The 15,160-nt window shown below is 39.6% G+C and carries 14 protein-coding genes; 10 read left to right on the forward strand and 4 right to left on the reverse strand.

Annotated elements, in window-relative coordinates; translation table 11 throughout:
- Window positions 1-140: 140 nt before the first annotated feature.
- The 4 genes from H9X96_RS16575 to yihA all read right to left on the reverse strand — a co-directional run bounded on the left by H9X96_RS16575 (window position 141) and on the right by yihA (window position 5,531).
- On the reverse strand, window positions 141-2,096 hold the full coding sequence (locus H9X96_RS16575) for an amino acid permease (RefSeq protein WP_187667357.1): 1,956 nt from the start codon (window positions 2,094-2,096) through the stop codon (window positions 141-143).
- 56 nt (window positions 2,097-2,152) lie between these two features.
- On the reverse strand, window positions 2,153-3,868 hold the full coding sequence (locus H9X96_RS16580) for a M3 family oligoendopeptidase (RefSeq protein ID WP_187667358.1): 1,716 nt from the start codon (window positions 3,866-3,868) through the stop codon (window positions 2,153-2,155).
- Window positions 3,869-4,019: 151 nt separating this feature from the next.
- Entirely contained in the window at window positions 4,020-4,889 is an 870-nt protein-coding gene (locus tag H9X96_RS16585; protein WP_187667359.1) for a UbiA-like polyprenyltransferase, read from the reverse strand.
- A gap of 15 nt (window positions 4,890-4,904) precedes the next feature.
- A complete protein-coding gene (gene yihA, locus H9X96_RS16590; RefSeq protein ID WP_187667360.1) occupies window positions 4,905-5,531 on the reverse strand; it encodes a ribosome biogenesis GTP-binding protein YihA/YsxC in 627 nt (208 codons plus the stop codon).
- A gap of 52 nt (window positions 5,532-5,583) precedes the next feature.
- Between yihA and ubiE the strand changes: the two genes are divergently transcribed.
- From ubiE to bamA, 10 genes are all read left to right on the forward strand, one after another.
- Window positions 5,584-6,315 (forward strand): bifunctional demethylmenaquinone methyltransferase/2-methoxy-6-polyprenyl-1,4-benzoquinol methylase UbiE, encoded by a 732-nt coding sequence (ubiE, locus tag H9X96_RS16595; RefSeq protein ID WP_187667361.1) that lies wholly within the window; start codon window positions 5,584-5,586, stop codon window positions 6,313-6,315.
- Window positions 6,316-6,376: 61 nt separating this feature from the next.
- A complete protein-coding gene (locus H9X96_RS16600; RefSeq protein ID WP_187667362.1) occupies window positions 6,377-7,135 on the forward strand; it encodes an outer membrane beta-barrel protein in 759 nt (252 codons plus the stop codon).
- 166 nt (window positions 7,136-7,301) lie between these two features.
- Window positions 7,302-8,057 (forward strand): SDR family NAD(P)-dependent oxidoreductase, encoded by a 756-nt coding sequence (locus H9X96_RS16605; RefSeq protein WP_187667363.1) that lies wholly within the window; start codon window positions 7,302-7,304, stop codon window positions 8,055-8,057.
- Window positions 8,058-8,075: 18 nt separating this feature from the next.
- The gene (locus tag H9X96_RS16610; RefSeq protein ID WP_187667364.1) at window positions 8,076-8,522 is read left to right on the forward strand and encodes a GatB/YqeY domain-containing protein; all 447 of its coding nucleotides are present in this window, start codon (window positions 8,076-8,078) and stop codon (window positions 8,520-8,522) included.
- 112 nt (window positions 8,523-8,634) lie between these two features.
- Window positions 8,635-9,399 (forward strand): alpha/beta fold hydrolase, encoded by a 765-nt coding sequence (locus H9X96_RS16615; protein ID WP_187667365.1) that lies wholly within the window; start codon window positions 8,635-8,637, stop codon window positions 9,397-9,399.
- Between the two features lie 4 nt (window positions 9,400-9,403).
- Window positions 9,404-10,066 (forward strand): CBS domain-containing protein, encoded by a 663-nt coding sequence (locus H9X96_RS16620; RefSeq protein ID WP_187667366.1) that lies wholly within the window; start codon window positions 9,404-9,406, stop codon window positions 10,064-10,066.
- 9 nt (window positions 10,067-10,075) lie between these two features.
- Window positions 10,076-10,957 carry an NAD kinase gene (locus H9X96_RS16625; protein WP_187667367.1) on the forward strand — a complete coding sequence of 294 codons (882 nt, stop codon included), beginning with the start codon at window positions 10,076-10,078 and terminating at the stop codon, window positions 10,955-10,957.
- A gap of 1 nt (window position 10,958) precedes the next feature.
- Complete coding sequence (locus tag H9X96_RS16630; protein ID WP_187667368.1) at window positions 10,959-11,780, forward strand: DUF6089 family protein; 822 nt, start codon at window positions 10,959-10,961, stop codon at window positions 11,778-11,780.
- Between the two features lie 18 nt (window positions 11,781-11,798).
- Window positions 11,799-12,539 (forward strand): isoprenyl transferase, encoded by a 741-nt coding sequence (locus H9X96_RS16635; protein WP_187667369.1) that lies wholly within the window; start codon window positions 11,799-11,801, stop codon window positions 12,537-12,539.
- A 63-nt stretch (window positions 12,540-12,602) separates the two neighbouring features.
- Window positions 12,603-15,152: an outer membrane protein assembly factor BamA gene (bamA, locus tag H9X96_RS16640; RefSeq protein WP_370576750.1), complete on the forward strand. Its 2,550-nt coding sequence runs from the start codon at window positions 12,603-12,605 to the stop codon at window positions 15,150-15,152.
- Window positions 15,153-15,160: the final 8 nt, after the last annotated feature.

The following is a 15,160-nucleotide window of genomic DNA, read 5'->3' on the forward strand; positions in this document are numbered from 1 at the left end:
CAATGCTGCGAGGAAATTGATTTGTTGGAATTAGCGTTTATGTGGCTTAATTATTAGTTAATATCTATTGGAAGGCATAAAATATAGTACAAAAAAAGGTGCCTAAAAAGGCACCTTTTTCTATAAATTGATCGGACGAATTAAGAGATTGCCATGCTTTCTTTACCTAATTTACTGTGTCTGTAACCATAAAGGAAATAGACAACCAGTCCGATAGCGAGCCAGATGCCGAAACCAATCCAGTTGGAGATCCCAAGCTCACACATCATGTATAAACAGCTCATTAATCCCAATACAGGAATCAATGACAAGTTTTTTGTGATACAGAAATAAGTGATCACCAGACAAATCATAAAGAAGATCCACATTGGGATTTTGTGCTTAAACAAGGACCATCCTTCTTCGTATTTCTTCTCTAAGCTTACTGCAGACTGGTCCACAAACTGTTTGTATTGTGTTTCAGAAAGTTCAGCCAAGTAACCTGCAGCATCTAATGTTTGTCCTGGGGCAACTTTTAAAGGACCATTATTAATCTCCTCTTTCACTGATTCCAGTTCTTTACCATTTAGAGAAGTAATGAAATGAACCGGTTCAACAATCTTTGGAGTATTGAAAATAAAGGAATTCATTTCTTGCTTATAATTGGTAAAACCGAAAATTAAAGCAGCAATTAATGCAAAAGGGATAATGTACTTGGAGTTTACATAAGGCGTTTTAAATTTGCCTCGCTGGATGTTTGGCTTATTTTGAAGCACCAATACACCCGCACAAACCAGTACAAATGCAAATAACGTACCTATAGAGCAAAGATCAGTAACGATTGTCAGATTCATGAATAAGGAAGGAATAGCGACCACAAAGCCCACCACAATAGTTGCAAAGGATGGTGTTTTATAAACCGGGTGAATCTTCGAAAATGATTTCGGCAATAAACCATCACGGCTCATGCTCATCCAGATTCTAGGCTGTCCCATTTGGAATACCAGTAACACACTGGCCATGGCAAACACTGCACTCACAGCGATAATTCCGCTCATTAGTTTCAGGTTGATATGGTCAAATACGAAAGCCAATGGATCACCAACAGCTAAAAGGCTATAATTAACGATTCCGGTCAGTACCAAAGCAATGGCTACATATAAAATGGTGCAAATGATAATCGCCCACATCATTCCTCGTGGAAGATCCCGCTGCGGGTTTTTACATTCTTCCGCGGTAGTAGAAATGGCATCAAAACCAATATAGGCAAAGAATACTGCTGATACCCCTTTAAGTACTCCTGATACCCCATTTGGAGCGAAAGGATCCCAGTTTGCCGTGTCTACATAGAAAATACCTACAGACAATACCAATAAAATCACAGCCAGCTTAACCACTACCATCGCATTACTTGCATTTCTGGATTCCTTCATTCCTCTGTAAATCAGCCAGGTAATCAGGATGATGATGCCCAATGCGGGAATGTCCGCTACGATGTGGAAATTGCCGATTTTTGGTGCAGTAATCCAGGCATTATTGGCCAGTTTGGTAGCTTCATCCAGGTTGGCGAAGTTTTTTCCGGCATTGACCAATGCTTCTGCATGCTTATGACCGTTATAAGCAGAAAGGTAGTCCATAGTGGCCCAGTCAGGCACATGTATGCCTTTGATGCCCAAGGCGGGTATATTGATAGAGGAGAGGAGCCCCGTAAAATAGTCGGACCAGGAAATGGCCACGGTGATGTTCCCAATAGAGTATTCCATGATCAGCGACCAGCCAATGATCCAGGCTACTAATTCGCCAAAGGCGACATAAGAATAGGTATAAGCGCTACCTGAAACAGGTACCATTGACGCAAATTCTGCATAAGCGAAGGCGGCAAAACTACAGGCAATAGCGGTGAAAATGAACAGAAATATCACTGCTGGACCGCCATCTGCACTCGCTTTTCCAATGGTACTGAATATACCTGCGCCAATGATGGCTGCAATTCCAAAAGCAGTAAGGTCTCTTACTCCCAGGGTCTTTTGCAGGGAATCCCCATGCTCTCCATGGCCCTTTTCGGCATCTTCTAATATCTTGGATATGGACTTCTTTCTGAAGAGTTTTTCAAACATTGAATGGTGGTTAGTTTAGTTTGTATTATTCAAACTTATAAATTACTTCTAAAGAATTAACCTAATTTTTGTAATTCGTCCTTTACGAAGGAAGCCAGTTCCTCAATATAACTCAGACTAAAGTCGAATTTAATGCCTGCTGTTTCATAAATTTCATTGATCGGTTTGGTATAACCCAAGGACAATGCGGCAAGGTATTGCTCCAATGCTTTTTGCGGATTTTCCTTGTAATTTTTCCAGATCGCAATGGCACCTAATTGCGCAATCGCATATTCTATATAGTAAAAAGGAACTTCAAATAAGTGTAATTGCTTTTGCCATAGGTTGCCAAATTCAGTCTCCTGGCCTTCCCAATCTGCAAAACCTGCACCGAAACGCGCATAAATTTGTTTGAAAGTCTCCTCTCTATCGGCAGCATTATGACCGGGATTGGTATAGATCCAGTGTTGGAACTGATCGATTACCGCTACCCATGGAAGGGTTTTCAGCACATCCGCCAACTGTTCTTTTTTAGCACGTATTAAATCTTCTTCCTTGTCGAAATAAACATCCCAATAATCCATAGAAATCAACTCCATACTCATGGAAGCTAATTCTGCTACTTCAGAAGGACAATGTTTAAAGTCGTTCAGCTCCAGGTTTGCAGTCATAAATGTATGGATCGCATGGCCGCCCTCATGAACCATTGTTGTCAGATCTCTTAGTGAACCTGCAGAATTCATGAAAATAAATGGGGCACCAGTTTCTGCTAATGGATAGTTGTATCCTCCAGGTGCTTTTCCTTTTCTGCTTTCTACATCAAATAGGTTATTCGCCTTCATCGTAGCCAGCATCTGACCTAACTTGGGATCAATAGCATTGAAACATTCGATGCTTTTATCAATCAGTTCTTCTCCATTTTTGAAAGGTTTTAAAGCAGGCTTGCCAGTCGGACTCACTTCCATATCCCAAGGTTTTAGCGTAGTTAATCCCAAAGCATCTGCACGTTTCTGCGCTTGTTCTTTCAGGATAGGCACCACTTGCTTTTCTATGGCTTCATGGAAATGATAACAATCCTGAGGGGTATAATCAAATCTCCCCAGGGCCTGGAACATATAATCCCTGTAGTTTTCAAAACCTGCATTTAAGGCTACCTGATGACGCATCACCAACAACTCGTCAAAAAGGATGTTAAGATCGTCTTTGTCTACCAAACGGCGTTGCTGAATAGTTTCCCAGGCTTGCTGTCTGACCGCCCTGTCGGTATCTTTAATGAAGTTTGAAGCTTGTTCCAAAGTGTATTCCTGGCCATTCATTTCGACGCTCATTGCACCAGTAATGCCTTGGTAACGTTGCTGAGCCACTTGAAGCTTAGTCAGCAATTCCACATTCTCTTCGCGATAGATTTCAATTGCTTTTCTAATCGCTCTGATGTAGACGAAATATTTCTCCTGATCCAGTTCATCGATAAATGGACTGTCGTTAAATTTTTGATTTAATTGATTGGCAATAGGGGAGATCTTTGGTTCAATTTCCGTAGCGAAATATTGAAAATCTTCGACTAGCTTTTCATTTGCTGTATCACAGCTCATGCGGATATATCTCCAGGCAAAATCTTCCTCTAAGGCTGCTTCCAGCTCACTTTTGTCTTTAAGCCATTTTTCAAGTTCTTGAACATCAGCAATTGGACGCTCCAGCAAATCTTGTAAAATAGGGGATAAATTGTCCCATTTCATTTCCAATTGTTGCGGGATATAAGCCCTTTGCTTTACCGGTATATTAAGATTGATCATAGCTTTTTTTAAATTACTAAGGCAAATATAATGAACGCGGGGCAGAGGCTGATGAATCTGACAATTAAAATACGGCTTAACGTAAAAAGCCTTTTTCGAACAGGGCTCGAAAAAGGCTTTTCTAAAAGATGCTGACTACACTATGCGCTTGTTAATAGAACAGCATCCTCATTAAGGTATCTAACAGGAAGCAAGCAGCAAAAATTACAGAAGCAAAACCGTTGGTGGTCATAAAGGCCCTGTCTACTTTGCTGATGTCATTTGGCTTAACCAGCAGGTGCTGATAGATTAGCATCGAGCAGAAAAAGGCAACACCCAGGTAATAGAACCAGCTAAAATTATCCGGCGCCAAAATAATAGGTACAATGACACACAATGCTGAAAATACATGAAGTATTTCTGAAAGTTTCAAGGCATTTTTAATTCCCAATGCTGCGGGAATAGAATGCAGTTTTTCATCGCGATCAAAACCTTCGTCCTGCAAGGCATAAATGATGTCGAAACCACTTACCCAGAAGAGCACGGCGAAAGAATAAAGTACTGGAATAATGGCAAACTGTCCGGTAACGGCGATGTAAGCACCAATAGGTGCAAGGGCAAGCCCTAAACCGAGTACCATGTGACAAAGCGCAGTAAATCTTTTGGTATAGCTATAAAATAACACTACAAACAGGGCTACCGGGGATAGGTAAAAGCAGAGCGGATTGATAAAAATGGTCGTCACCATAAATAAGATACAGTTGACGATCACAAAAATCAACGCTTCATTCGCGGAAACCCTTCCTGCCGGAATATCACGCATTTGCGTGCGTGGGTTTTTGGCATCGATATTTCTGTCCAGGTACCTGTTAAAGGCCATTGCCGCATTGCGGGCAAAGACCATACACAGCAATACCATTACCAATAAAGTCCATTTAAAAGGACTGGTGGTCGTTGTTACGCCTAAAAAGAATCCAATCATTGCAAAGGGTAATGCAAAAACGGAGTGGGCAAACAGGACCAGTGAAAAATATTTTTTCATATCCGCAATGCCTGTTTAGTCTTCCTGAGGGGTTAAAATTGGCATGGCGAAGTCAAGATTTGTCTGTTCAATGAAGTCCAGGATTTCTTCTCTGCCTTGTTGTTTCTCCGCAGAAGTCACAAAACATGGAGGGATTTCTTCGAACCATCCACCTAATGCTTTCTTAAAGGCCGCAATGTTCTTGTCGGTTTTCGTTGCCGATTGTTTATCTGCCTTAGTGAAAGCCAAAACGAAAGGAATCTGGATTTCTCCCATCCAGCAGCAAAACTCAAGGTCGATTTTTTGTGGCTCCAATCTACTGTCTATAAGTACGAAAACGCATTGCAGACTTTCTCTTCTGGTGATGTAATAACGGATAAATTTCTCCCAACTTTCTCTGCTGTTCTTCGAAACTTTGGCATAACCATACCCTGGTAAATCTACAATATACCATTTATCATTGATGAGGAAATGGTTAATCAGCTGGGTTTTACCCGGCTTTTGAGATGTTTTTGCTAAACCATGCTGATTCACCAGCATATTGATCAATGAAGACTTTCCTACGTTGGAACGTCCGATAAATGCGTATTCGGGCATATTGGCCACAGGCAAAGCTGAAACCTTTGTATTACTACAAATAAATGTTGCTGATTTTATAATCATTTGACAAAGGTAGAAAATTAGTTTTCAACAATACTTATCTTTGCAGCATACCATGAACGAAAAGATTACACCATACCAGTCTGCAACCGCTACTAAAAAGGAACAAGTAGCCTCTATGTTTGATAACATATCTCAAACTTATGATTTTTTAAATCACTTCATGTCGCTCGGAATTGACATTCTATGGCGTAAAAAGGCGATTGCTGAGCTAAAGGAATTACAACCGCGCTTGATTCTTGATGTCGCAACAGGTACCGGAGATTTTGCTTTTGAGGCTATAAAAATTTTGAAACCAGAGAAAGTAATTGGGGTAGATATTTCTGATGGAATGCTGGAAGTAGCCAGAAAAAAGATAAAAGAGCGCAATTTGGGCAGTATTTTTTCTGTACAAATGGGCGATTCTGAAGGTTTACATTTCGACGACAATCATTTTGATGCGGTTACCGTCGCATTTGGGGTAAGAAATTATGAAAATTTAGAAAAAGGGTTAGCAGATATGTACCGGGTATTGAAACCAGGGGGTAAAATTGTGATTCTTGAATTTTCAAAACCAAGGAAGTTCCCGATTAAACAGGGCTATAACTTCTACTTCAACCACATTACGCCAACGCTTGGAAAGATCTTTTCAAAGGATAACAAAGCGTATACGTATTTACCGGAATCTGTAGCGGCATTCCCGGATGGTGATGCTTTTAATCAAATGATGACTAAAGTTGGTTTCAAAGAAGCGAAAGACAACAGGCTGACATTTGGCGTATGTGCAATTTATACCGGGATAAAATAATTCTGTAAAGGAAGCTACGTTCTGCGGAAGAAAATCACGATATTCCAATTAAAGAATCCAGATGAAAATAAAACTATTCCTTTTTTCACTTTTGTTGCTGGGCGTTTCTACAGGAAAAGCGCAGAATTGGGGCGGAGGAATAGATGATACGGATCTTCACTTTGGATTTACTTTTCAATACCTCACTTCGGAGTATAAGGTGTTAAAGAAGGCGGATTGGAAGGAAAGCCCAGGCTATATCACTGACTTGCCGAGTCATGTGCCAAGGGGATTGAGTGCTATCGCGGCAAAGTCTTCTCCTGGATTCGGAATCGGTTTTGTAGTCAATCAAAAACTATTGGAAAATGTAGACCTTCGTTTAACCCCTGTACTGGTATTTAACGACCGGATATTGACTTATCGCTTTGAAAATGTTCCAATCACGCTCGGCCAGGAATTTCTAGAGGTAGAAAAGAAGGTACAATCTACCCTAGTGGAATTTCCTTTAGGACTGAAAATTAAGTCGAACAGAAGGAATAATTTCCGGGCTTACATGATTGGTGGCATTAAATATTCTGCAGACATCTCCTCCAAGAAAAAGAGCGACAATACCAAGGTGACAGATCCGATGGAAATGTTCCTGAATAATAAAAGAAACTATCTTTCCTATGAAGCAGGTTTAGGAATGGACTTGTATTTTGAATACTTCAAAATGTCTCCGGAACTAAAGCTATCTTATTCTCTTGATAATGTCATGAAGAGGGAAGCATTACACGCGTTTTCCAATCCAATCGATAAGTTGATGCTGCGTCATGTAACCTTCAGTTTGTTTTTTGAGTGATTTGTCATATTTTTTTTAGTTTTGTTCATACTACTAGCTGGTTAATCGCATAATATCGGCAATAAGAAACAAAGCCTACCAAAAAGAACATCCGAATTGAACAGCACTAACCGATATAAAAACGAGAAACATTTTTGATAATTAGCATTAAAAAAACAATATTACAATGAAAATTGCATTAATTACAGGAGCAACTTCAGGAATCGGCGCTGCTTGTGCGGAGTTATTCGCTGCACAAGGTTATCATTTGATCCTTGTTGCCCGAAGAGAAGAATTGTTAAAAGAAGCGGCCAGACGTTTGGAAGAGAAATATGCAATTGAGAGCAAAACTTTGGTAGCAGATGTCAGAATTCATGACGACCTTTCTTATGTATTGGAAACTTTGCCAGCGGCATGGAAACAGGTAGATGTGCTGGTTAATAATGCAGGCCTAAGTCAGGGGCTTGATCCGATCGATAAAGGTAACATTTCTGATTGGGACACCATGATCGATACGAATGTAAAAGGCTTGCTTTATGTTACTAAAATAGTGTCTAACTGGATGATTGCCCGAAAATCGGGACACATTATCAATATTGGTTCAATTGCCGGACAAGAGGTATATCCAAATGGAAACGTATATTGTGCCACAAAACATGCAGTAGATGCTCTGAATAAAGGGATGCGCATTGATTTGCTGCCCCATGGGATTAAAGTAACTGCCATCAATCCTGGAATGGTAGAAACGGAGTTCTCCAAAGTTCGTTTTAAAGGTGATGAAGGCCGCGCTAAAAAAGTATACGATGGGCTGGAGCCTTTAGTGGCCAATGATATTGCGGATGCGATTTGGTTTGCGGTGAGCAGACCGGCGCATGTCAATATCAACGACATGCTGATTATGCCAACTGCACAGGCATCGGGTACCATTATTAAAAGAGATTAAAATTTCAATTCAAAAGATATGATATCAACTACTATAGATCAGGAAATTAAAAAAGCGATGCTGGCTAAAGATCAGGCTGCATTACGAGGTTTAAGAGCAATTAAAGCAGCATTATTACTAGCAAGAACAGAAAAAGGATCGGCAGAGGAATTGACAGCAGAAGCAGAAGCGAAGATCCTTCAAAAATTAGTAAAACAACGCAAAGAATCTTCTGATATCTACAAAACACAAGGTCGTGAAGATTTGAGCATTATTGAAGAAGAAGAGATTGAAGTGATCAGCAAGTTCTTACCTAAGCAATTAGAGCAGGCAGAAATAGAAAGCATTATCGCTCAAATCATTAAAGATGCAGGTGCAACTTCGGTGAAAGAAATGGGTAAAGTTATCGGCTTGGCAAACAAAGAATTAGCGGGTAAAGCAGACGGTAAATTGATCGCTGAAATCGTTAAAAACCAATTGGCATAGATTATGCTTGAATTTTATGTGTTTAAACTTTTTTCGAAAATTAATGTCTTAAATTACATTTAATTTAAATATACTGCACTAACTTAGTAGCATTACCTTATTAACACAAAATATGAAATACGAAGTAATAGACGAAGACGGGTTTAAATATATTGAGGCTGGAAAAGGAGAACCCCTGGTATTACTTCATGGTTTAATGGGAGAATTGAGCAATTGGGAACCGGCAATAGATCATTTCAAGGAAAATTACCACGTTATCGTACCCATTCTGCCAATTTATGAACTGCCTATACTTACTTTAGGTGTAAAAAGTTTATCAAAATATATTCACAAATTTTTAAAATATAAGAAGCTAAATCAGGTTGTTTTAATTGGAAATTCATTGGGTGGGCATATTGGATTAGTCTTTACTGCTGCGCACCAGGAAAACGTCAAGGCACTGGTATTGACCGGAAGTTCGGGCTTATATGAAAATGCATTTGGTGGTTCTTTCCCAAAAAGAGAAAACCGCGATTATATTAAAGAAAAAGTACAGTTTACCTTTTATGATCCTGCAACGGCAACGGACGAATTGGTAGATGAGGTTTATAAAAGTGTGAACGATCGTTCTAGGGTAATCAGAATTCTGGCCCTGGCAAAATCTGCCATCCGCCATAATATGTCGAAAGAACTGTCAAGAATTACGATTCCAGTTTCCTTAATTTGGGGAAAGCAGGATAAAATCACCCCTCCCGAAGTGGCGGAAGAGTTTCATGAACTATTGCCAAATTCAGAGTTAAACTGGGTAGACAAATGCGGACATGCACCGATGATGGAGCGTCCGGAAGTCTTCAATGAATATTTGGAGAAGTTTTTGAATAGAGTATTATTAAAATAAAATAATGTTTGCAGCTGAACTCATATCTAATTCAATTCCTCCGCTAAAGACTTCTGATTCGATTCAGAAAGCTTTGGATCGGATGACTGAGTTCAAGTTGTACCACTTGCCCATTGTCAATGAAACACAGTTTTTGGGATTGCTGGCAGAGGAAGAGCTGATAGAAATTAGGGACCATACTCAGGCAATCGGAAGTTTGTCTTTGTCCATTTTAAACCCTTTTGTATATGAAGATGCGCATATCTATGACATCATTAGGCTTTTTCATCAACTGCATTTATCAGTAATTCCGGTGCTGGACTATAAAAAGAACTATTTGGGGCTCATTTCCATAAATAATCTGTTGGATTATACCGCTGATATTTATGCAGTTAAAGAGCCGGGGGGGATTATTGTGCTGGAAATCAGCAACCGCAATAACTCCCTTTCCCATATGGCACAAATTGTGGAAGCAGACAATGCGCAGATCCTTTCTTCTTATGTGCAATCTTTTCCCGATTCTACCAGATTAGAGGTGACATTAAAGATCAATAAAACTGAGTTGTCGGGAATTATAGCCTCTTTTGAGCGGTATAATTACCAGGTAAAAGCTGTTTTTAATAGCACCATTTCAGACAATGGTACCGAAGACAGATATAATTCATTCATGAATTATTTAAACGTATAAACCCCATAAATGAGAACTGCAATATACGGTAGAGAGTTCAATAATAGTGTTCTACCATACGTACAGGAAGTATTCAATGTGCTGGGGGAATTTAAGAAACCCATTCTTGTTTACAAAGAGTATCTAGACTTTATCAAAGATAAAATAAAGCTGCCAGATGGTATTGTGGCTTTTAGTCACCATAGCGAACTGGTTGATCAGACAGATGTCCTGATCAGTCTTGGAGGAGATGGTACATTACTGGATACCCTATCTCTAATCCGGGATTCTGGAATTCCAGTCATCGGAATCAACTTCGGCAGGTTAGGCTTTTTAGCCAGTATCAACAAAGATGAAATCCGCGTTGCGATGGAAGCTTTACGCCAGAAAGCATATGCGCTGGATAAAAGAACGCTGATCAATCTGGATTCTAAATTAGACCTTTTTGGAGAGGAGAATTTCGCCCTAAATGACATTACGATCCATAGAAGAGATAAGTCGGCGATGATGATTATTCATGCCTATATGAATGACGAATTTGTCAATTCTTACTGGGCAGATGGTTTGATCATTGCCACACCTACAGGTTCTACCGCTTATTCTTTGAGCTGCGGCGGACCGATCATTTACCCAAGTTCACAAAATTTTGTCATTACTCCAATTGCTCCGCATAACCTGAATGTAAGGCCTGTGATCATCCCTGATGATGTAAAGCTTACTTTTGAAGTAGAGGCTAGGAGTGCGAAGTTCCTGGTTTCCTGTGATTCCAGAACTGCCACCGTAGACAGGTCGGTGAAACTCACCTTGACTAAAGCAGCTTTTCATGTCAATCTGATCAGATTAAATGAGGAAAGTTATTTGAAGACATTGAGAAATAAGCTACTTTGGGGAATCGATACCCGAAATTATTAAAATGCAGTACAGAACTCAGATTTTCTGTTTTTTTGCCTTGATTTTCATCGGATCTCCTGCCTTTGCCCAGAACTTGGAATTTGGCCTGATCGCTGGAGGGGCAGGATATATGGGCGATCTGAATCAGTCAAAACCGCTGAAAATAAGTGGCTTGTCTGCAGGTGCAAATGTGAAGGTGAATTTTGATCCTTACTGGACATTAGGCCTGCATTACACCTATGGCAAAATCAAAGAAAACGACCTGCATTCTGATAATGTGCAATTCCAGCAAAGAAGGCTTAATTTTAAAAGCACTTTAAATGAACTCAGTCTGCAGGTAGATTTCAATTTCTTTGAATATTTTGCAGGCGGGGGGACTAAAAATTTTACACCTTATATATTTGCTGGAATAGGAGGGGTTTGGTTCAATCCGATAGGGAAGTATAATCTTTCTTCAAATCCAGGAGAAAAAGAATATGAGCTTCGTTTTTACCGTACAGAAGGGCAAAAAGACGCCTACCGTAATGTGGCATTGACAGTGCCTTACGGTGTTGGCTTTAAAGTCAGGTTAAAAGAGAATTGGGGTTTATTCTCCCAGATCGGCTACCGGACGGCTTATACGGATTACCTGGATGATGTTAGTGGCAGGTATCCATCGGCTGACTTTGCAGATGGGGATACTCCCGAAGTAGGCCCGATTCGCAGGCAGCTTGCAGATCCTTCATTACCAGTTACTAATCTTTACGGGACCCAAAGAGGAGACTTAAGAAAAAGAGATACTTATATGTTTGTAGGTATTGGCATATCTTATACCTTTGTGTCCCAAAAATGTTATACATTTTAAGCATATTTGCAATCATAAATGGGATTTAAAGAACAAATTGACGTTACACGCTTACCTGAACACATCGCTATCATCATGGATGGAAACGGGAGATGGGCAAAAAATCAAGGTAAATTCAGGCATTTCGGCCATGAAAGTGGAGTACTCTCTGTGAAAGATATTGTGGAAGGCTGTGCCGATATAGGCATTAAACATCTGACTGTATATGCATTTTCTACGGAAAACTGGAATAGACCTATTGAAGAAGTGAATGCTTTAATGGAATTATTGATCTCTACCATTAATCAGGAAACTGCTACACTCAACAAAAATAACATCCGGTTAAATGCCATCGGTGACATTGCCTCACTTCCTCAAAAGTGTATCGATGACCTAAAAAGTGCGATGGACAATACTGCGAAAAATACCCGTTGTACCCTAACCCTTGCTTTGAGCTACAGTGCGAAATGGGAAATCCTGGAAGCTGCTAAAAAAATAGCTCAAAAAGTTAAAGATCAGGAGATTGAAGTCGATGCCATCAATGAAGAACTGTTTTCTACTCAGCTTACTACCACTGATATTCCTGATCCTGAACTGATGATCAGAACCAGTGGAGAACATAGGGTGAGTAATTTTCTGCTTTGGCAGATGGCTTATACTGAACTGTATTTTACCGATAAGCTTTGGCCCGACTTCAGAAGGGAAGACCTTTTTGAAGCAATTGTAGACTACCAAAAACGCGAACGCCGCTTCGGTAAAATTAGCGAACAACTGAACTAATTTTACTTTTAACACTTTTTAACATGTGTTTAAATTAACTTAGCATCGATTTTTAGATTGTAAATGAAAAGAATATATCAACTCATACTATTGTTATTGATTGGTTTACCAACAATGGCACAGATCCGTCCTCAGTCCAATCCTGCAACTCCTACATTAAAAGTTAATGGCCTGGATCTGGATTATTTTAATCCCAAGGAATACACCATCGCAGATGTAACCCTGACTGGAACGAAATTTCTAGATAAAGACGTGATCATTACCCTTTCTAAATTAATTAAAGGGGAACGCATTGTACTTCCTGGTGAAGCAACAGCAAACGCAATTAAAATCCTTTGGGACCAGGGATTATTTGATGATGTAAAATTAGACATCGCTAAGATCGAAGGTGATTCGGTTTACTTTGATATTGAAGTGGTAGAGCGTCCGCGCCTTTCCTCTTTTGATATTCAAGGCGTGAGTAAATCTCAGAAAACAGACATTCTGGAGAAACTGAACGCGAAGTCTACGAAATCTATTATCAACGAGAACTTATACAATTCAACCACCAGTACCATTAAAAAGTACTTGTTGGAGAAAGGTTATTTCTTTACTACAGTAAACTATAAGACTAAACCAGATCCAAATCAGGAGAACCATGTGATTTTGGAAGTGATCGTAGACAAAGGCCGTAAGGTAAAAGTTCATGAGATCAACTTTACAGGAAATGAAGTGTTTTCGGATGCGAAACTGCGTAAGTTCTTAAAGAAAACAAAACAACAGGCTTTCTATAAAGTTTTCGGTTCGGGTAAATTCAATAAAGAAAAATACGACGAGGATAAGAAAACCCTGATTGCTAAAATCCAGGACAGAGGTTACCGTGATGCGGTAATTCTAAAAGACAGTATTTACCGTTATAACGATAAATCTATCGGGATTAAGATCGACGTTTTTGAAGGTCCTAAATACTTTTTCGGAGACATCTCCTGGGTAGGTAATGCGAAGTATTCAGGAAAAGACCTGGAGCGTATTTTAGGAATTGAAAAAGGAGAGGTATTCAGTGAAGAAAAATTAGAACGTAAACTAAGAGGCAGTCCAAATAGTGATGATGTTTCTAGTTTATACCTGAATGATGGATACTTAACTTTCAACGTTGATCCTATTCAGACAAAAATTAAGGGTGATACCATTGATATGGAAATCCGTATCTATGAAGGTCCTCAATATACCAACAACCGGATTACAGTGAAAGGAAATACGATCACTAACGATAGAGTAGTACTGCGTACTGTACGTACCAAACCAGGTGATAAGTTCTCTAAAGATCTATTGATTCGTACGGTTCGTGACATCGGCCAGCTAGGTAACTTTGATGAATCTAAAACAGTACCTACACCTAAGCCAAATCCGGCCGATGGAACCGTAGATATTGAATATACAGTGGAAGAAAAACCTTCTGATCAAATTGAGTTGTCTGGTGGTTTTGGTGGTGGTAACATCATTGGTACTTTAGGACTTACCTTCAATAACTTCTCTTTAAGAAATCTTTTCAATCCAAGTGCTTACAAACCTTTACCAAAAGGTGATGGTCAGAAACTAAGTTTACGTGGACAAACGAATGGTAAATACTACCAGTCTTACAGTTTCTCTTTCTCTGAACCATGGTTAGGTGGTAAAAAACCAGTGAGTTTTGGAGTAAGTGCATTTACTTCCTTACAGTCTAATGGACGTAAAGTAGATGATCCACTAGGACAGCAGCAGAGAATCAGATTGAACGGTATTACTGTAAGTTTAGGTAGGATGTTAAAATGGCCAGACAATTATTTTCAGTTGAGCCATGCCTTGAGTTTCCAGCAATATATTCTAAACAATTATGGTGGTTATAAATTCAGTACCGGTACTGCTTATAACATCAGTTTAGCACAAGAATTGAGCAGGGATTCACGTGATCATCCTATCTTCCCGCAAGGTGGATCATATTTCAAATTTACAATTCAGGCAACACCTCCATACTCGTTGCTGAACAAGTTAAACTATAAAACTGCTTCTGATAAAGAATTTTATAAATTCACAGAGTACCACAAATGGAAATTTGAATCTCAATGGTTCCATAAACTGGCCGGTAAATTCGTAGTGAAAGCACAGGCACAGTTTGGTTTCTTAGGATCATACAATAAAGAAGTTGGAGATCCAGCCTTCGAGCGTTTCAAACTGGGTGGTGACGGTATGCAAGGTTTCGACTTCCTGCAAGGATCTGAGCTGATCGCGATGCGTGGTTATGCGAACTCTGCGGTAATTCCTAATGGTGCAAACGTACAAATCGCGCAGCAGTCGGGTAGCCCGATCTTCGCTAAATATGTAATGGAGATCAGATATCCTGTAATTGCAAGTTCATCTGCCACGGCTTTCCTTGTAGCTTTTGCTGAGGGTGGTAATACCTGGAACAAGTTTGGTGATTTCAATCCTTTTAATATTAGACGCTCCGCAGGTTTTGGTGCGAAGATATTTTTACCGATATTTGGATTGTTGGGTATTGATTACGGTATTCCTTTCGATAAAATTCCTGGAATTGAAAACGGAGGAAAGCAATCCTTTACCTTTAGTATTGCTCAACAGATGGGTGGATTTAATTAACGAGTTGG

It is taken from the genome of Pedobacter sp. N36a, assembly GCF_014472395.1.
GTDB lineage: Bacteria > Bacteroidota > Bacteroidia > Sphingobacteriales > Sphingobacteriaceae > Pedobacter.

Coding starts and splice junctions, on each gene's coding strand:
- H9X96_RS16600 (WP_187667362.1), top strand. CDS start 6,377: ATGAAAATAAAACTATTCCTTTTTTCACTTTTGTTGCTGGGCGTTTCT.
- H9X96_RS16605 (WP_187667363.1), top strand. CDS start 7,302: ATGAAAATTGCATTAATTACAGGAGCAACTTCAGGAATCGGCGCTGCT.
- H9X96_RS16610 (WP_187667364.1), top strand. CDS start 8,076: ATGATATCAACTACTATAGATCAGGAAATTAAAAAAGCGATGCTGGCT.
- H9X96_RS16585 (WP_187667359.1), bottom strand. CDS start 4,889: ATGAAAAAATATTTTTCACTGGTCCTGTTTGCCCACTCCGTTTTTGCA.
- H9X96_RS16615 (WP_187667365.1), top strand. CDS start 8,635: ATGAAATACGAAGTAATAGACGAAGACGGGTTTAAATATATTGAGGCT.
- H9X96_RS16620 (WP_187667366.1), top strand. CDS start 9,404: ATGTTTGCAGCTGAACTCATATCTAATTCAATTCCTCCGCTAAAGACT.
- H9X96_RS16580 (WP_187667358.1), bottom strand. CDS start 3,868: ATGATCAATCTTAATATACCGGTAAAGCAAAGGGCTTATATCCCGCAA.
- H9X96_RS16575 (WP_187667357.1), bottom strand. CDS start 2,096: ATGTTTGAAAAACTCTTCAGAAAGAAGTCCATATCCAAGATATTAGAA.
- yihA (WP_187667360.1), bottom strand. CDS start 5,531: ATGATTATAAAATCAGCAACATTTATTTGTAGTAATACAAAGGTTTCA.
- H9X96_RS16625 (WP_187667367.1), top strand. CDS start 10,076: ATGAGAACTGCAATATACGGTAGAGAGTTCAATAATAGTGTTCTACCA.
- H9X96_RS16635 (WP_187667369.1), top strand. CDS start 11,799: ATGGGATTTAAAGAACAAATTGACGTTACACGCTTACCTGAACACATC.
- ubiE (WP_187667361.1), top strand. CDS start 5,584: ATGAACGAAAAGATTACACCATACCAGTCTGCAACCGCTACTAAAAAG.
- H9X96_RS16630 (WP_187667368.1), top strand. CDS start 10,959: ATGCAGTACAGAACTCAGATTTTCTGTTTTTTTGCCTTGATTTTCATC.
- bamA (WP_370576750.1), top strand. CDS start 12,603: ATGAAAAGAATATATCAACTCATACTATTGTTATTGATTGGTTTACCA.